Annotated in this window: 18 protein-coding genes and 1 pseudogene; 4 read left to right on the top strand and 15 right to left on the bottom strand. The window is 56.0% G+C overall.

The genetic code is table 11. From position 1 onward, the window contains the following. The 9 genes from fliN to fliF form a co-directional block, all read right to left on the bottom strand. Complete coding sequence (gene fliN, locus NMC31_RS21490) at positions 1–414, bottom strand: flagellar motor switch protein FliN (RefSeq protein ID WP_108475224.1); 414 nt, start codon at positions 412–414, stop codon at positions 1–3. Then, a complete protein-coding gene (fliM, locus tag NMC31_RS21485; RefSeq protein WP_149462260.1) occupies positions 411–1,415 on the bottom strand; it encodes a flagellar motor switch protein FliM in 1,005 nt (334 codons plus the stop codon). The genes fliN and fliM overlap by 4 nt, the downstream gene beginning before the upstream one ends. A 4-nt stretch (positions 1,416–1,419) precedes the next feature. Beyond that, positions 1,420–1,887, bottom strand: coding sequence for a flagellar basal body-associated protein FliL (gene fliL, locus NMC31_RS21480; protein WP_149462259.1), 468 nt, complete (start codon positions 1,885–1,887; stop codon positions 1,420–1,422). A 106-nt stretch (positions 1,888–1,993) separates the two neighbouring features. Further along, complete coding sequence (locus NMC31_RS21475) at positions 1,994–3,136, bottom strand: flagellar hook-length control protein FliK (protein WP_253899028.1); 1,143 nt, start codon at positions 3,134–3,136, stop codon at positions 1,994–1,996. After that, positions 3,129–3,575: a flagellar export protein FliJ gene (fliJ, locus tag NMC31_RS21470; RefSeq protein ID WP_149462257.1), complete on the bottom strand. Its 447-nt coding sequence runs from the start codon at positions 3,573–3,575 to the stop codon at positions 3,129–3,131. Before fliJ ends, NMC31_RS21475 begins: the two co-directional genes overlap by 8 nt. A gap of 21 nt (positions 3,576–3,596) precedes the next feature. After that, the gene (fliI, locus tag NMC31_RS21465) at positions 3,597–4,967 is read right to left on the bottom strand and encodes a flagellar protein export ATPase FliI (protein ID WP_253899027.1); all 1,371 of its coding nucleotides are present in this window, start codon (positions 4,965–4,967) and stop codon (positions 3,597–3,599) included. Continuing rightward, a complete protein-coding gene (fliH, locus tag NMC31_RS21460) occupies positions 4,967–5,662 on the bottom strand; it encodes a flagellar assembly protein FliH (protein ID WP_253899026.1) in 696 nt (231 codons plus the stop codon). The genes fliI and fliH overlap by 1 nt, the downstream gene beginning before the upstream one ends. Further along, on the bottom strand, positions 5,655–6,650 hold the full coding sequence (fliG, locus tag NMC31_RS21455; protein WP_015963948.1) for a flagellar motor switch protein FliG: 996 nt from the start codon (positions 6,648–6,650) through the stop codon (positions 5,655–5,657). Before fliG ends, fliH begins: the two co-directional genes overlap by 8 nt. After that, positions 6,643–8,304, bottom strand: a complete 1,662-nt coding sequence (fliF, locus tag NMC31_RS21450) for a flagellar basal-body MS-ring/collar protein FliF (protein ID WP_253899025.1) — start codon at positions 8,302–8,304, stop codon at positions 6,643–6,645. The genes fliG and fliF overlap by 8 nt, the downstream gene beginning before the upstream one ends. A 214-nt stretch (positions 8,305–8,518) precedes the next feature. On the opposite strand from fliF, the gene fliE reads away from it, so the two are divergent. Next, on the top strand, positions 8,519–8,830 hold the full coding sequence (gene fliE / locus NMC31_RS21445) for a flagellar hook-basal body complex protein FliE (protein WP_149462253.1): 312 nt from the start codon (positions 8,519–8,521) through the stop codon (positions 8,828–8,830). 141 nt (positions 8,831–8,971) lie between these two features. On the opposite strand, the gene yedF is transcribed toward fliE, so the two are convergent. Both yedF and yedE read right to left on the bottom strand, forming a co-directional pair. Next, the gene (yedF, locus tag NMC31_RS21440; protein WP_108475236.1) at positions 8,972–9,205 is read right to left on the bottom strand and encodes a sulfurtransferase-like selenium metabolism protein YedF; all 234 of its coding nucleotides are present in this window, start codon (positions 9,203–9,205) and stop codon (positions 8,972–8,974) included. Beyond that, positions 9,202–10,416: a selenium metabolism membrane protein YedE/FdhT gene (gene yedE / locus NMC31_RS21435; protein WP_149462201.1), complete on the bottom strand. Its 1,215-nt coding sequence runs from the start codon at positions 10,414–10,416 to the stop codon at positions 9,202–9,204. Before yedE ends, yedF begins: the two co-directional genes overlap by 4 nt. A 181-nt stretch (positions 10,417–10,597) precedes the next feature. On the opposite strand from yedE, the pseudogene yedD reads away from it, so the two are divergent. Then, positions 10,598–11,008: pseudogene (gene yedD / locus NMC31_RS21430) on the top strand (lipoprotein YedD); the annotation flags it as partial. 106 nt (positions 11,009–11,114) lie between these two features. On the opposite strand, the gene amyA reads toward yedD, so the two are convergent. The 4 genes from amyA to fliD form a co-directional block, all read right to left on the bottom strand. After that, the gene (gene amyA, locus NMC31_RS21425; protein WP_253899024.1) at positions 11,115–12,602 is read right to left on the bottom strand and encodes an alpha-amylase; all 1,488 of its coding nucleotides are present in this window, start codon (positions 12,600–12,602) and stop codon (positions 11,115–11,117) included. An 86-nt stretch (positions 12,603–12,688) separates the two neighbouring features. Then, a complete protein-coding gene (gene fliT / locus NMC31_RS21420; RefSeq protein WP_149462198.1) occupies positions 12,689–13,063 on the bottom strand; it encodes a flagella biosynthesis regulatory protein FliT in 375 nt (124 codons plus the stop codon). Then, positions 13,063–13,473, bottom strand: a complete 411-nt coding sequence (gene fliS, locus NMC31_RS21415; protein ID WP_149462197.1) for a flagellar export chaperone FliS — start codon at positions 13,471–13,473, stop codon at positions 13,063–13,065. The genes fliT and fliS overlap by 1 nt, the downstream gene beginning before the upstream one ends. A 15-nt stretch (positions 13,474–13,488) precedes the next feature. Further along, on the bottom strand, positions 13,489–14,898 hold the full coding sequence (fliD, locus tag NMC31_RS21410) for a flagellar filament capping protein FliD (RefSeq protein ID WP_253899023.1): 1,410 nt from the start codon (positions 14,896–14,898) through the stop codon (positions 13,489–13,491). A gap of 247 nt (positions 14,899–15,145) precedes the next feature. Between fliD and NMC31_RS21405 the strand changes: the two genes are divergently transcribed. Both NMC31_RS21405 and NMC31_RS21400 read left to right on the top strand, forming a co-directional pair. Continuing rightward, positions 15,146–16,672, top strand: coding sequence for a flagellin N-terminal helical domain-containing protein (locus NMC31_RS21405; RefSeq protein ID WP_253899022.1), 1,527 nt, complete (start codon positions 15,146–15,148; stop codon positions 16,670–16,672). 162 nt (positions 16,673–16,834) lie between these two features. Beyond that, positions 16,835–17,557 (top strand): RNA polymerase sigma factor FliA, encoded by a 723-nt coding sequence (locus NMC31_RS21400; protein ID WP_113857143.1) that lies wholly within the window; start codon positions 16,835–16,837, stop codon positions 17,555–17,557. Positions 17,558–17,579: the final 22 nt, after the last annotated feature.

The following is a 17,579-nucleotide window of genomic DNA, read 5'->3' as shown; positions in this document are numbered from 1 at the left end:
TTAACGGCTCAGGCGACGCATGCGCTCGGACGGCGTAATGATGTCGGTGATGCGCACGCCATATTTGTCCGCCACCACCACCACTTCGCCCTGGGCAATCAGGTAGCCGTTAATCAGGATATCCAGCGGTTCGCCCGCCAGGCCATCCAGTGCGACCACGGAACCCTGCGTCAGACGCAGTAATTCTTTGATGGTCATGCGGGTGCGGCCCAGTTCAACGGTGAGCTTGACCGGGATATCCATAATCAAATCGATATCCTGCAACGTACCGCTGACGTCGCCGCCGCCCAGTTGCTGGAACACGGCATCCGCCGCGCTTTTGCCGCTGGTGGATTGTTGTTCATTCAACGCTTCAGCCCACAGATCGTCCATTGCGCCGGTGTTCTCGTCGGACGGGTTATTCATATCACTCATTTGGGCTGTTCCTCATTCAACGAATTCAAAATCGGGTTAATCAGGTGTTCGACGCGCAAAGCATATTGGCCTTTCACGGTACCGTACTGGCTGGTGAGTACCGGCACGCCATCGACGTGTGCGATGATGCGGTCTGGTTTATCAATAGGCAGCACATCTCCGGGTTTTAGCTTCAGGATCTGCGACAGTCGCAGTGAAATGTCGGCAAAGTTTGCCACCAGCTCCAGTTCGGAGTGTTGCACCTGGCGCACCAGATTTTCGCGCCAGTTTTGATCTTCACTGCGCGAGTTTTCCAGCGGCGGATTTACCAACAGTTCACGCAACGGTTCGATCATGCTGAACGGCAGGCAGATATTGAATTCGCCGGTCAGGTTGCCGATTTCAACGTGGAATGGCGTGTTGACCACGATGTCGTTGGGCGAGGTGGTGATATTGGTGAATTTAACCTGCATCTCGGAGCGCACATACTCGACTTCAAGCGGGTTAATCGCTTTCCACGCATCGCGGTAGCCTTCGAGCGCCAGTTTCAGCATGCGATTAATGACGCGCTGTTCCGTGTGGGTAAATTCGCGACCCTCAACCTTGGTCGGAAAACGACCGTCGCCCCCGAACAGGTTATCCACGGCGATAAACACCAGGCTCGGCGAGAACACGAACAGCCCGGTGCCGCGTAGCGGTTTCAGGTGGATCAGGTTCAGGTTGGTCGGCACGGGAAGATTGCGCGCAAATTCATGATATGGCTGAATTTTAATCGCCCCGACGGTAATGTCCGGGCTGCGACGCAGCAGGTTAAAAAGCCCCATGCGGAACTGACGCGCAAAGCGTTCATTGATGATCTCCAGCGCCTGTAAACGCTCGCGCACCACGCGACGCTGGGTATTGGGATCGTAAGGACGAATGTCGTTTTCGCCCGCCACGCCTGCCTGCGGCTCATCGCGATTGTCGCTGTCGCCGTTGAGCAGGGCGTCGATTTCGGCCTGTGAAAGAATGCTATCGCCCATGAGGTTATCGCAGAATAAAAGCGGTGTAGAGAACGTCAGTCACGTCCTGCTTTGGATGACCGGCAATCAGTGGCGTGCTCAACGTCTCTTTAATGGCAGCGGCCAGTTTTTGCTTCCCGGCATCGGTTGCCAACTGCGTGGCGTCCTGGCGAGAAAGCAGCAGTAACAGACGACTGCGCACTTCCGGCAGATATTCATTCAGACGCGCGCGCGTCGCTTCATCTTTCAGACGCAACGTAATACCGAGATAAAGTACGCGATCCGCGTCGCCGAGATTCACCGTAAAGGTATCCAGCGCGTAAAAGACCGGCGCGGCAGGTGGCGGCGTCTCGGTTTTGCTTTCCGTGGTATTGTGCTGCTGCATCCGCCAGTAGCTGTAACCGGCGATCGCTACGGCGGCGAGCGTCACGAGGATCAGCAGCGGCAGCCAAATGGCGCGTTTGCGGTTTTTGGTGATAGCGGTGTCGGTCATCTGATGCGGTCTTCCTGTTGCATATACTGCTTATCGTGTGATTATCCCGACTCCCGCGCGGGTCAAAGCGTGGAAAAGACGGGAATAATCACGCTACCTCTGGCGTTTAGGCAAAAATGTCGACTCTGCCATCGCCGCGTGCGGCGGATTGCAACGCAGCAGGGGCGATCAACGTATCATCCTCGTCATCCCCGGACGCCGCGCCACGCCAGGCCGACTGCTGGCCCGAAGCATGTTGCTGTTGCTGCTGTCCGGCAAAACTCTCACTGCTGATATTGCTTTGTCCAAGCTGAATGCCGTTATCGGCCAGCTGTGCGCGAAGTACCGGTAACGCGGCTTCCAGCGCGGCGCGCACGTGGCTGTGCGGCGACACCATTTGAATCTGCGCCTGGTTATCGTCGAGCTTAAGCGAGATATGCACCTGGCCGAGATCTTCCGGGTGCAGACGCAGTTCCGCTGTCTGCTGCCCCTGACGTGTGAACAGGGTGATGTGCTGGCTGACGCTCTGCTGCCAGTCCGGTGAACCGAGTGGGGCCTGTACGATTGTGGCCGGTAATGCAGGCGTAGTTTGTGCGGCGACACTGACCAGCCCGGAGAACGTTGCCGTTGGGGCCGCTGCGGTTGGCGTGCTGTCGGCTTCTGCTTTCAGCGCTACCGGTACCAACTGCGGCGCGCTTTGTGCTGCGGTGGGCAGTTCACCGCTGGCGAGCGGTTGAGCGAAATTGTTGCTGGCGGGGGGCTGAGCAAAAGATTTATCACCGCCGCGTTCTGATACACCGTTCAGGGTGGGTATCTCAGTGCCTGCGGTGACCGTCGTTGATTGTGCAGGTTGCACCGTTGGCAGCATGGCCATCAGCGCGCTCATCCCGGCAAGCGATGCGTCGCTAACGGTTTCGTCGTCATCGCTATCCTCCTGCGGTTTGGTGCTCTGAACATCGCTTTTCAGATGCGAGGCCAATTGGCCGAGCAGCGTCTGCGTATCCGTTGTCGTACCGTCCGGCAGTTCGACTGGAATCTTTGCCGTCTCCTGCTGTAACAGCCATTCGGTAATAGAGGTTTTTGCCGTGGTTTTTGCGTCCGCCGGCTCCTGAGAAAGGGCGGCGGTCAGGCTTTTAAGCGGTTGGGTATTTTCACTCCCCAACGCATCGCTGAGCAGGCTTATAAAATCCGCCTCGCCGCCTGCCTGCGTGGAAATACCCGGCGTGCCGCTCTCGACGTCCGGGGCTAAAAGCGTGAGCAGGTTAATCATTGCGATTCCTTAACGTGGCGCGCTGGGCAAATTCATCCATCTTTTTCTGGTCGAGGCGGTTTTCCGCCAGCAGCGTGGCGCTGGCCTGGCGCTCCTGCAACGTCTCCCACGCCTGAAGACGCTGTTTTTTCTCGCGCCAGAAGGTCAATGCTTGCTCCACTTTGTTATTCCATTGCTGTAACTGCTGGCGATGTTGTTCAATGGCGCTTTCCAGCGTCTGAATAAACTGCTGATAGTTTTGCCAGCGCAGGCTGGCAATCCCCTGACTCATGTCGCTGTTGAGATTGTTTTGATATTCAAGCTGGTAATCCATCAGCATCTGCAATTGCTCTTCGACTTTCTGAAAACCACGACGCATCTCGCCGAGCTTGAGCGCGGCGGTATCCACCTCGTTTTCCGCCAGCTCTTTGAGCGTGGCCAATGCACCTTGTTGCGCCATCTTGCGGTACCTCCTGCTTCATCAGGTTGACGGGAAAATTTGCTCAAGCCCCTGAAGAGAACTCTCCCAGTCGGCTTTTTCCAGAATGCCCTGCTGCAAAAATGCTTCCAGCTGCGGCCATAGCGCGATGGCGCGGTCCAGCATCGGGTCGCTGCCTTTGGCGTAAGCGCCGACGCTCACCAAATCGCGGTTGCGCTGAAAGCTGGAGAGCAACTGTTTGAAATGACGCACGCGGGCATAGTGTGGTTCGCTTATCAGCGCCGTCATCGCGCGGCTGATGGATGCTTCAATATCGATGGCCGGATAGTGCCCGGCCTCCGCCAGCCTGCGCGACAACACAATATGTCCGTCGAGAATGGCGCGCGCCGAATCGGCGATGGGGTCCTGTTGATCGTCGCCTTCGGTCAGCACCGTATAAAATGCGGTCACTGAACCGCCACCGCTGATGCCGTTCCCGGCGCGTTCAACCAGCGCGGGCAATTTGGCGAAAACGGAAGGCGGGTAGCCTTTGGTGGCGGGCGGCTCGCCAATCGCCAGGGCGATTTCACGCTGCGCCATCGCGTAGCGGGTGAGGGAGTCCATAATCAGCAGTACATGTAGGCCGCGATCGCGGAAATCTTCCGCCACGCGGGTGGCATAGGCTGCGCCCTGCATGCGCAGTAGCGGCGACACGTCGGCTGGGGCTGCAATCACCACTGAACGTGCCCGGCCTTCGCTGCCGAGAATGTTCTCGATAAAATCTTTCACTTCGCGCCCGCGCTCGCCAATCAGGCCAACCACAATCACATCCGCCTGGGTGTAGCGCGCCATCATCCCCAGCAGCACGCTTTTACCCACGCCGGAGCCGGCAAACAGCCCCATACGCTGCCCGCGACCGACGGTGAGCAGGGCGTTGATGGGCCGCACGCCGGTATCCAGCACGTGTTCAATCGGCGTTCGCTGGAGCGGGTTAAACGGCGGCGTAATGAGCGCGCCGGTTTCGGTGGTCTCCGGCGCGGGAAGGCCATCGAGCGGTTTGCCGCTGCCGTCAAGCACGCGCCCCAGCAGCGCCGGGCCAAGCGGTAACTGTTTGCCACTTTGTAACCCGTCGCCTGAGGCATTACGCGCATAGACGCGCGCGCCGGGCAAAATACCTTCTACTTCTTCCAGCGGCATCAGAAACAGGCGCTGACCATTGAAGCCCACCACTTCGCTTTCCACTTCCTGCGTTTCTGCACCAAGCTGGCGTTCGATAATGCAGGTCGCACCGAGCGGCAGTTGCAGACCCGTGGCTTCCAGCACCAGCCCGGTCGCGCGGGTCAGGCGACCATAGCGGCGCACGGTGGGAAGCTGGGTGATGCGCGCTTCGACGTTATCCAGCGTTGTCAGCCAGCGGGTGAGACGCGCGGTCATCAGCAAGCTCCCGGCGCGGCAAGACGGCAGAGTTCCTGCCAGCGGGTGGCGACGCTCGCATCAAGGTCACCTTCATCGGCGCTCACTTTACAGCCGCCAGGATGTAAAGTCGGATCGCCGCGCAGCCGCCAGCCGTGGAGGCTTAAGGTGGCACCCAGCACCGCTTCTACGCGAGGAAGATCGTCAGGGTTTACGCGTAGCTGCGGTTTGCCGCTAAACAACGGTTCCTGTTGCAGTAATCCCTGAATCTGTTTAATCAACGCAGAACTGTCGATGGACGTGGTCTCGCCGATGATTTGCCGGGCGGCTTCCAGCGCCATCTGCATCAAACGTGAGGCGATAACGCTATCCATCGCATCCAGCGTATGCTGGAACTCGCTGACCAGTTGCTGCATGCGGGCATGGAGCGGGGCTTGCGCTTGTTGCGCCTGCATCTGGCCTTGTTCAAGCCCTTGCGCCAGTCCGTCCTGATAACCCTGCTGCTGCCCGGCGGCGCGGCCTTCCTGCAACCCCGCCTGATAGCCCTGTTCATGGGCCTGCATCTGAATTTGCGCCAGTTGCTGCTGACGCAATGCTTCTTCAGAAAGGGCGATCTCTTGCGCATCCGCTTCCTGCTCAGGAATAACAATCTCATCTTCTAAGGGCGGGGCGAGATCGTCCGGCTGCCAGACTTTCCACGGCGTGGTATCAGACATAGGTGTCGTCTCCGCTGCCAATCACCATCTCGCCGGTTTCCGCCAGACGACGCACAATCAGCAGAATCGCTTTCTGCTCGTTTTCCACCTGCGACAGACGCACCGGGCCACGGTTGGCGAGATCGTCGCGCAGAATATCGGCGGCACGCTGGGACATGTTGCGCAGGAACTTTTCGCGCAGCGGCGGTTCGGCTCCTTTAAGCGCGATAAGTAACGATTCGGAGTCCACTTCCTGCAACAGCCGCTGGATGCTGCGATCGTCCACCTCGACCAGATTTTCGAACAGGAACATCTCGTCGATAATTTTTTGCGCCAGCTCGCCGTCGAATTCGCGCACGGCGGTGATAACGGCTTCTTCCTGCTGGGTTTTCATCAGGTTAATAATTTCAGCCGCCGTTCTTACGCCGCCCATTTTGCTGCGCTTAAGATTCTGACCATCCAGCAGACCGTTGAGCACTTCAGTCAGCTCCGCCAGCGCAGCAGGCTGCACGCCGCCAAAGGTGGCGATACGCAGCATCACATCGTGGCGCAGGCGCTCGTCGAACAGCGCCAGAATATCGGCGGCCTGTGCACGTTTGAGATGTACCAGGATGGTGGCGATGATTTGCGGATGCTCGTCGCGAATAATATCGGCGGCGCTCTGCGGCTCCATAAAGTTGAGCGTCTCGATGCCGCTGGCGGTTTCGCGGGTTTCGAGAATGTCCTCCAGCAGGCTGGCGGCGCGCTCTTCGCCGAGTGCTTTCACCAGCACCGAGCGCAGATATTCGTTGGCATTGACGCTCAGCGCGGCGTACTGCTCGGCTTCCTGCTCAAACTCCGCCAGCACTTCGGTAAGCTGCTTATTGGAGATCTGCTTCACATTGGCCATAGCGGTACTGAGCTGCTGCACTTCTCGCGCCGACAGGTGTTTAAACACCTCGGCGGCGCGATCTTCACCAATGGTCATCAGCAGAATGACGCTTTTATCTACACCGCTTAATTTACTCATGATCGTTATTCATCCACTGGCGGATGACCAGCGCGACAACGCGCGGATCGTTATCAGACATTTCGCGAATACGCTGGCTCATGACTTCCGCGCCCATTCGCTGGTTGGCGCGGCGTTGCTGGAGTTGCTCATCTTTGCTGAGATGCACTTCCACCGCGTCCTGCGTTTCCTGGATGGCGCGCGACTGCTCGGCGGCGACCTGCGTCTCCTGCTGACGGCGCATTAATTGCGGACGAACGGCTTTGCGCCACAGCAGCCAGGCGACCAGCAGCACCAGTAACCAGCGACCCAACGACAGCAACTGATCGATAAACGATTGCTGTTGCCAGAACGGCAGTTCACCACCGGTTTCCTCCGCCTGCGTAAACGGAGAGTTGACCACATTGAGGGTATCGCCGCGCTGGCTGGAAAAGCCCATCGCTTCACGCGTGAGAGCGTCAATTTGCTTCATTTGCTCGGCGCTGAGCGCCTGCGTTTTACCGTCGGCCAGCGCGCGATAATTCACCACCACCGCCACGGAAAGGCGCTGAATGTCGCCCACGTTGCGTTTGGTATGGCGAATGGTGCGATCCACTTCGTAGTTACTGGTTTCGTTACGCTGTGTGTTGCGTGGCCCGCCGCTGCTCTGGGTGCTGGTGGTGCGGGTAGTGTTAGTCGCGGGCGGTGTCGCAATGGGTGCTGACGGCGCGGGCGCAGGGGAGTTTGACAGCGCGCCTGGCACGCCGCCCGGGTACGGGCTGCCGATTTGCTCGCTCTCATTCACCTGACGTGAACGCAGCACGGCCTGGCTGGCATCGCCGTTTGGGCGATACTGCTCTTCGGTTTGCTCTTTATTATCAAAATCGATCTGTGCGGTGACCTGCGCGTGCACATTACTGTTGCCGACGATGGGCCCCAGAATGGCTTCGATGCGGCGTTGCACGCGGCTTTCAACGTCGGCGGCGTACTTCAGTTGCGCGTCGTTCAGATCACGGGCATTGGTATTGGATTGTGTGAGCAGATGCCCGCTCTGATCGACCAGCGTAACGTTGCCTGGCGGTAGCCCGGCGACGGAACTGGAGACCAGATGCACCACCGCTGAAATTTGCCCTTCGTCCAGCGCGCGACCCGGTTCAAGATTGACGGTCACAGAGGCGGAAGGGGATTTTTGTTCACGCACGAACAGCGACGGTTTGGGCATCGCTAAATGGACGCGGGCGCTCTTCACCGGCCCCAGGGTTTCGATGGTGCGCGACAGCTCGCCCTCCAGCGCACGCTGATAGTTCACCTGCTCGCTGAACTGGCTGATGCCGAACTTCTCTTGATCGAGCAATTCAAAACCGACTGCGCCGCCTTTTGGCAAACCGGCCTGCGCCAGACGCAGGCGAAGTTCATGCACTTTATCCGCAGGAACTTCGATTGCGCCGCCGTTATCCGCAAAGCGGTAGGGGACGTTCATCTGCGTTAACTGGCTGACAATCGCGCCGCCGTCCTGATCGGAAAGGTTGCTAAACAGCGTGCGGTAGTCCGGGCTTTTCGCCCACAGCACCAGCGCAACGATGATAGCCACCGCGGCAGCGCTGGCCACCATTAACGGAATTTTCGGGTTTGCGCGCAGGCGACTGACCCACTCCAGCGTTTTAGTTTGCGGCGTAGTCGTGGCGTTCGCGCTCATTGCGCACCTCGTAAATCCTGAAAGATGGCGTTAAATGTGTACAAAAACAAAGCAGACTCCCGGGCGACGAACACAAAATGACAGCGATGCCATTATTTGCTGTCGCGGGATTTTCTATGGTCCAAATAACCCGTTTTTTTGCCGCTAATTAACGCCTTTATCTTATTGACAAGATGCTAATCTCTGCTCCATTAACATTTATCAGGAGTGGGTTATGGCGATTCAGGGTATTGAGGGCGTGCTGTCACAGTTACACATGACGGCCAATGTGGCGCGGAATCAGCAGGTTGATACGCAGTCAACCGTGAGTTTCGCCGGGCAACTAAGCGCCGCTCTGGATCGCATCAGCGATACGCAAAACGCCGCACGCACCCAGGCGGAAAACTTTACCCTTGGCGTACCGGGTGTGGCGCTGAATGATGTTATGACCGATCTGCAAAAATCATCCGTGTCGTTACAGATGGGCATTCAGGTGAGGAATAAAATGGTGAGTGCGTATCAGGAAGTGATGGGCATGCAGGTGTAATTGATGGGTGAGTGCGTGCGGGTTCCCCTCACCCTAACCCTCTCCCACAGGGAGAGGGAACCGAACGAGCACGTTGCTGAATTTCCTGCGTTTTTCACCCTCTCCCTGTGGGAGAGGGCCGGGGTGAGGGGCTAAACCAACTCACTTCTGAATCAAATACCGAATCGTGGGACCATCCTGCTGAATATCCAGCACGGTGTAGCCGTAGTTGCGGGCGTCGAGCGGAATATTGTTGATCGACTGCGGGCAGTCGCTCACCACTTCCAGAATTTCGCCTTTTTTCAGCTGCGGCATCGCTTCAAGCGTGGCGACAGCCGGGTACGGGCACGGCTCGCCGACCATATCCAGACGGTAATCAGGCACGATATCTTTCATGCTATCTCCTTCGCCGTGACAACGGCAGACTGATTTTTGCGTTTAAAGAAGTGTTTTTCCCAGCCGATGATCAGCATCAGCGCCGCAAACAACAGAAGGTAAGTTACCAGCAGACCGCCCGTCGGGCCGAAAGTGTTGAGCAGGTTGACTTTATCCCAGTTGGTTGCCAGTGCCGGGGAAATATCATCCCAGTAGTAGGCGAGAATGGTTGAACCGATGACGTTGCCAATGCCCACCCACCAAAAATGTACCTGACCTTCCACCGCGCGATACATCCAGCCGGTTTCGCAACCGCCTGCCAGCACAATACCAAAGCCGAACAGCAGACCGCCAATCACCGCATTTGGGCCCGCCCACATGATTTTGGCTTCTGCTCCCAACTGAACATAACCGAAAATACCGATAGCGCTGGCCGCCATACCGAAGATAATCGCTTTCGCCATATGCGTGCGCCCGGTGATCCACATATCGCGGAAGGCCGAGGTAAAGCAGATTTGCGCGCGTTCAATCAGCAGGCCAAAGCCAACGCCGAACAGCATCGCGAGGCCGAGTTTGGGTTTATCGATGGCGGTAAACAGCCCCCAGCCAACGATGCCGATAAACACCAGCATGCCCAGACGGAAGCGGCGACGCGCCTGATCCGGTTTTTGCGTTAACGGCGATGCGGCAGAGACTTTCTGCATTTTTACCGGGATCCGAAACAGCGGCAGCAGGGTGAAGCGCGCGCCGAACCAGGAACCGATCGCGGTTGCCACGGCGAAGAACCAGGCGTGCAGCGAGAACTGAGGGATGCCGGTGAAGAATGCCGCCAGGTTACAGCCCATCGCCAGACGCGCGCCGAAACCGGCAATCGCGCCACCAATGATGGCCTGCAGGATACGCACGCGGCTGCGCGGCATGCGCAGTTTGACGTTATTGGCCCACAGCGCAGCGGCAAAGCAGCCACCGAACATGCCAATAATCATCATGCCGTCAATGCGGGTCAGCGGGGTGCCGTCGAGGTGAATCAGTTTGTAGTATCCCCACTCTTCAGCGTGAACGCCTGCCAGTTGCAGCAGTTGTCCACCCCAGCGGGTGAATTCGCCGGTCACCGCCCAGAAGGTGCCGGTAATACCAAAATAATAGGTGGAGAGAATACCGGCCGCGATAACCGCCGGGGCAGGGGCCCAGAATTTGATCAGGTACGCCTGTTTGAAGTGTTGCCAGGTCATGGTGCTAGCCTCTGAACTCAGAAGGATCGAAAGAGCGGGAATTCTACGCTGCTCTATTCATCTGGTGAATGCTTTTTGCGTAAAACCTCGAACAGATCAATTTCAGACAACGGACGTGAAAGGGTGGCGAGCTTAAGGCTATAATGTCACAATATTTTTTTCTCCGTGTGCAGGATGAATCATGAAAAAATTAGCAATGGTTGCCGCGCTGATGACGCTGGCAGGCTGCGTGCAGGTCGAGAACTATAAAGACGTGGTGAAAGCGCCCGCGCCAGAAGGGCTGGTTGGTTACTGGCAAACGAAAGGGCCGCAGCGTTCGCTGGTCAGCCCGGAAGCCATCGGCAGTTTAATCGTCACCCGCGATGGTGATACGCTGGATTGCCGTCAGTGGCAGCGTACGATTGCCGTGCCGGGCAAACTGATGCTGCGAGGGGATGAGCTGTATAACGTGACCGAAAAACGCGATGTCTATTCCGTCGATCGCGAAAACAGTACGCTGGATTATGATGGCATGACGTTACAACGCGTCGATCGCCCAACCATCGAGTGTATCGCCGCGCTGGAGAAAAAACCGCTGGCGAGCGCGTTACCGACAGAGCTGCCAGCCACGCAGCCGGAAACTCAATCCAGCAGCGTGCCTGCGGATATCGTTCCCATCAAATAAGTGTTAACCCGGCGGTTCTCCCGCCGGGTCTGTTTTACAGTACATCCTCCAGAACCCACACGCTGACGCCTCCCCCCTTACAGGTGAAGGTGGCGCTGCCCGCGTCGTCGGTCTCAACAATTTCTTCCCGGTTATTGAGGAAATCCTTCCAGCGTTTGTTGGCGTAATTTTCGCCAAGCGTAATGGCTTTCTCGCCATCGTCGCCATTCGACATGACCACCACGCAACCCGGCGCGTCGTCAGTGCCACTGCGGCTGAAGGCGATACAGTTGGGATGATCGAACCACAGGGTTTGTACGCCGTGGGCAAAACGCTGGCGAGCGTCGATTAATTCATGTAGCTGTTCAATCACCGGCATATCGATGGTGTAAGTGTCGCCGTCGCCACCCGTGTCTTCATAGTGTGCCCCAAAAAGATCGGGATAAAAGACGGAAGGCACACCGTTTTCCCGCAGCAGGATCAGCGCATAGGCCAGCGGTTTAAACCAGGCTTCAACCGGGGCCTCCAGCGCCTGAAGCGGTTGGGTATCGTGATTGGCGACCAGCGTCACCGCGTGGAAGGGATCGGCTTCCACCAGCGTGCCGGTAAAAATCTGGCTCATGTCGTAATCCGCGCCCATGCGTGAGGCTTCATGGAAATGCATCTGCAATGGCGCATCGAACAGCATCGTCTGACCGTCGACCTGATCGATATACTGTTGCAGTTTGTCCACTTCATGCGACCAGTATTCGGCCACAATAAACAGCGGTTTGGGGGCCACTTCCTGAACGTGCTCAATCCACTCTTTATAAAACCAGGCCGGAATATGTTTTACCGCGTCGAGACGAAAACCATCGCAGTGGGTTTGCTCCATCACCCAGCGTGCCCAGTATTTAATCTCTTCAGTGACCGCGTGATTACGAAAATCGATATTTTCGCCCATCAGGTAATCAAAGTTACCCATCTCATCATCAACCTGATCGTTCCAGCCTTCGCCGGTATAGTCGTTAACGACTTTGAAAATACCGTCTTCGGTCGGATCTTCAATATGATCGACCCCGCTGAAGCATTTGTAATCCCATATGAATTTTGAATATTGTCCCGCGCGCGCGGGGAAGGTGTAGCGTGTCCAGGCCTCGCACTCCACAATCTCTTCATCGATCTGCGTGCGGTCGTCCTGGTTAACCCGCTGCACGCGAATGCGCTCTTTCTCATCTGCCCCCATTTTGTGGTTCACTACCACGTCCAGCAGTACCGCGATATCGTGCTTTTTCAGGGCGTCAATAGCCGACAGTAGCTGACCTTTATCACCGTATTTGGTGGCAACGGTCCCTTTCTGATCAAACTCGCCTAAGTCGAACAGATCGTAGCTGTCATAGCCTACAGAATAGCCGCCAGAAGCGCCTTTATAGGCGGGCGGCAGCCAGATCATGTTGATACCGATTTCATTCAGGTTCGGCGCAAGCGCCTCAACTTCGGGCCATAATTCGCCGCCCGTAGGGTAATACCAGTGAAAACATTGCAAAAGGGTGGGGTTGCGCATACCTGCTCTCCGTGTAAGGCGACACAAGTAATATAGGTGTGAAATGCGTGCGGCGCGATATTTGGACAAAAATCACGCCGCGGGGGTTAATGGCTGGTATCGTTGCTGCTTTGCGGCAACAGAACATGCCCCCCTTGATTACCGTAGGTGGTGAGTACCGATTTTTGTAGGGAGGATTGACCTACAAGCGTGGCCAGCTCATCCATCCTCAGTTGTAAAAGACGTTTTACTTCGGCTTCGTTATCCAGCACGGCGCGTAATAGCGGGCGGAGCTGGTCCTGAATGGCGCCCGACGGCGGATTCTGCTGGGTGAGCTCCGCGACCTGATGCACCGCACGCACGTACTCCATCTCACTGGCGATCAATTCATCCCACAAACCCTGTGTGGCAAGGCGGAGCATCGTTTTGCTTTTCTCAACCAACTGTTGCCAGGCAATATACAAGTGCGGTGCGTGGTTCATTAGACGGCGTCCTGAATCAAGTTTGGCGTAAGTAACGACTCCTTCCACGCATCTGCGATATTGCGCAGCAAGCCTTCCACTTCCTCAACGGCGGCGACATCATTATGCAGATTAGCCTGCAACAGGCGTCGCACCATATAGCTGTACAGCGAAATAAGATTCAGTGTGAGTTCATCACGGCTGTTCTCATCCAGCCCCACTTTGAGGCCGTTTTCGATAATATTAATCGCCTTCGATAGCGAGAGCCCTTTACCTTCTAACTGATTGTCCTGCATAAACAGGCGAGCGCGAACCAGCGCGCTTAGCGCCCCGTCAAACAGCATGGTCACCAGCTGCGGCTGGCTGGCGCTCATGACTGCGCTCTCTACTCCAATTTGTGCGTAGGCCTGCGTGCCTTTTGCGCCGTACATGTCGTCTCCTGCTAATTATTTAGAGTTGCTGCTGGACGTATCGAACTGCTGCGTCAGGTAGCTGCTGGTCGAGTTCAGGGAATTCATCAGCACGTCCAGTTGGGTGAACTGCGCTTTGTAGCGCGCCATCATTGTGTCGATACGATCGCTGGCGGCGTTGTACTGATCCGTCAGATTATTCAGCGTCTTACTGACGCCATCTTTCGCCGCCTGGATAATCCCGGTGGTAGAAAGCCAACTGGTGAGGTTGTTGCTAATCGTGGTAGTGACGCCGGTATTTTTGCCGTCGCCGATAAACATATCGCCCACCCCAGAGGCATCTTTTTTCAGCGCCGTCTGCAGTTTTTCGGTCGACAGTTCAAGCTTGCCGGTGCTGGCGTCGGTGGTAATGCCAATCTGCGACAACGTTTTGTAATCGGAACTACTGTGGGTATTGCCCAGCAGGGTTTTCAACTGCGTCTGGATCGTGCGCAGCGTGGAATCGCCGAGCAGTGCGCCGTTGCTGGTGTCCTGGCTCTCTGCGCCCGCATCAACGGCGGTGTATTTGGTCAGGCTGCTAAACGTATCCTGCAGCGCGTTATAAGCGTCCACCCATGCTTTCACCGCGCTTTCAGCTTTTGAGGTGTCTTTGGTAATGGTCAGCGTCTGGTTGCCGGTGGTGACATCATTCAGGTTGAGGGTGATATCTTCCAGCGCATCGCTGATGGTGTTGCTGCTGTTTTCAATCGGAACGTTGTTGACCGTCAGTTTGGCGTTCTGCGCGGTGACGCTCTCTTCCATGCCGTTGCTGGACGCTTTCGGGTCGTAGCCCATAAAGCTTTGCAGGGCGCTGTCACCGCTCACGCTCAGGGTCATCGCGTTGTCGCTGCCCGTATCGTTCGAGGTCACCGAGAGACGATACTGTCCGTTGCCGACGTTGATAATACTGGCGCTGACGCCTGCTTTTGCATTGTTGATGGCGTCGCGGATACCGGTTAGCGAGGAGTTGGCCGCGCTGATATCAATGGTCACCGGATCTTTCCCGCCGCCCTGCTGGACAGTCAGCACGCTGTCACTGCTGGCAATAGCGGTTTTGGTGTCGGTTTGGCTGTTTTTGGTGGTCAGCGTTTGCGCCTGCGCCAGCTGAGTGATGCTGATGGTGTATTTCCCGGCAATCGCGCTCCCGGTGGTGGTGGCGCTGAAGGCGGTGCTGCTGCTGGTGGTGGAGGTGGCGGTAAAAAGGTCGGCTTTATTCAGCGCAGTGTTGGCAGTCTGAAAGGTTTCCAGCGCGCTTTTTAATGTGCCGTAGGCGCTCAGTTTCGCGGTGTATGAACTCTGCTGTTTTGAAATTGGCGTCAGCGTCGATTTTTGCGCCGCCTCAAGACTGTCCAGAATGCCGCTCAGATCCAAACCCGACCCGACGCCCAGCGTTGAAATACTTGCCATTATGAATTCCTTAATCGTGTGACACGTAGAACGAATACCGGGGTTATCGGCGGGAATGGCGCAAAGTTTACGATTAATTTTGCGTATTTAATGGCGAGAATAGGACGGTGTGAGGAGAGTATTTCGGCGGCTAGAAAAAAATTCTAAAGGTTGTGAGTGACCAGACGATAACAGGTTTGACGGCGACGAAGCCGAAGGGTGGAAGCCCAATACCTAAACCGTAGACTTGAAAACAGGAAAAGAAATCATGGCACAAGTCATTAATACCAACAGCCTCTCGCTGATCACTCAGAACAACATCAACAAAAACCAGTCTGCTCTGTCGACGTCTATCGAGCGTCTGTCTTCCGGTCTGCGTATCAACAGCGCAAAGGATGATGCAGCGGGCCAGGCCATTGCTAACCGTTTCACCTCTAACATCAAAGGCCTGACTCAGGCTGCACGTAACGCCAACGATGGTATTTCTCTGGCGCAGACCACTGAAGGCGCGCTGTCTGAGATCAACAATAACTTGCAGCGTGTGCGTGAGTTGACTGTGCAGGCGACGACCGGGACTAACTCTGAATCTGACCTTTCTTCTATTCAGGATGAAATCAAATCCCGTTTAAGCGAAATTGACCGTGTTTCTGGTCAGACTCAGTTTAACGGCGTGAACGTACTGGCTAAGAATGACACCCTGTCTATTCAGGTAGGTGCAAATGACGGTCAGACTATCAATATTGACCTGCAGCAGATCGATTCTCATACACTGGGTCTGGATGGTTTCAGCGTTAAAAACAATGATGCAGTGAAAACCAGTGCTGCGGTTACTTCTGTTGGTGGCTCTGCCGCACCGGGCGGTACCGTTGCTCTACAGAATTCAACTACGGACCTGGCTGCACTGGCGCTGACTACTGGCGATGGTAATATCAGCAAGATTGTGAAGGGTGATGACAATAAATATTATGCTGAGGTAACAGGATCTACAGATAGTTCAGACGGTTTCTATGAGGTAACTATTGATTCCGATAGTACTTCAGCGAATGCGGGTAAACTTACCCTGACGACGGGGACAGCCGCATCTCCTGCTCCGACTATTTCTGACTCCACGGCCATTAACTCTGTCGCGAATACCGCAGCAGGTGTGGGCGCGAAGCCTGTCACTTTTGACAATACAGATACGGCAACTGCCGGTATCAGCACTGGTGCTTCTCTCGTTAAACTTCAGGATGAGAAAGGCAATGATACTGCTACTTATGCAATCAAAGCACAAGATGGCAGCCTGTATGCCGCCAACGTTGATGAGACTACCGGTAAAGTCACTGTCAAAACCGCCAGCTATACCGATGCTGACGGCAAAGCAGTGACCGATGCCGCTGTAAAACTGGGTGGCGACAATGGCAAAACCGAAATTGTTGTCGATGCTGCGTCAGGTAAAACTTACGATGCTGGTGCACTGCAAAACGCTGATCTCTCCAGTGCAACCAACACGGTAACCGCAATCCCGAACGGTAAAACCACGTCTCCGCTGGCTGCCCTTGACGACGCAATCAGCCAGATCGACAAATTCCGCTCCTCCCTCGGTGCGGTACAAAACCGTCTGGATTCTGCGGTCACCAACCTGAACAACACCACCACCAACCTGTCTGAAGCGCAGTCCCGTATTCAGGACGCCGACTATGCGACCGAAGTGTCCAACATGTCGAAAGCGCAGATCATCCAGCAGGCCGGTAACTCCGTACTGGCGAAAGCCAACCAGGTACCTCAGCAGGTTCTGTCTCTGCTGCAGGGCTAATCCCCTGAATGCCTCGCAAACCCCGCTCCGGCGGGGTTTTTCACGTTTCCACTTCCCCGACTGCGCAAATAACCCCTCATTTCACCCACTATTCCCTCAATTAAAAATTATGCAGAAACGGATAATTATGCCGATAACTTAATTAATGCAGGGCTGTTTATCGTGAATTCACTCTATACCGCTGATGGTGTAATGGATAAACACTCGCTATGGCAACGTTACGTACCTCTGGTGCGCCATGAGGCACTGCGCCTTCAGGTGCGATTGCCGGCGAGTGTGGAACTTGACGATTTGCTCCAGGCGGGCGGCATAGGGTTATTGAATGCCGTTGAACGCTACGACGCTCTGCAGGGCACGGCATTTACCACTTACGCAGTGCAACGCATCCGTGGGGCGATGCTGGACGAACTACGCAGCCGGGACTGGGCGCCGCGTAGCGTTCGGCGTAACGCGCGTGAAGTTGCGCAGGCGATGGGGCAACTGGAACAGGAACTGGGCCGTAACGCGACCGAAACAGAAGTTGCGCATCGGTTGGGCATTCCCGTGGAAGAGTACCGTCAGATGCTGCTCGATACCAATAATAGCCAGCTGTTCTCCTACGATGAGTGGCGGGAAGAGCATGGCGATAGCGTCGAGATGGTGACGGAGGCAAATCAGCAGGAAAATCCGCTACACCAATTGCTGGAGGGGAATCTCCGACTACGCGTGATGGAAGCTATCGAAGCCCTTCCAGAGCGGGAAAAATTGGTGCTGACGCTCTATTATCAGGAAGAGCTCAATCTGAAAGAGATTGGCGCGGTACTGGAAGTGGGGGAGTCGCGAGTCAGTCAGTTGCATAGCCAGGCAATCAAACGCCTGCGCACTAAGCTGGGTAAGCTGGAGTAATGCCGCATAAGAAATGACGACG

Source organism: Pseudocitrobacter vendiensis, assembly GCF_943590815.1.
Lineage (GTDB): Bacteria > Pseudomonadota > Gammaproteobacteria > Enterobacterales > Enterobacteriaceae > Pseudocitrobacter > Pseudocitrobacter vendiensis.
This window is presented reverse-complemented; position numbering and strand designations above follow the sequence as displayed.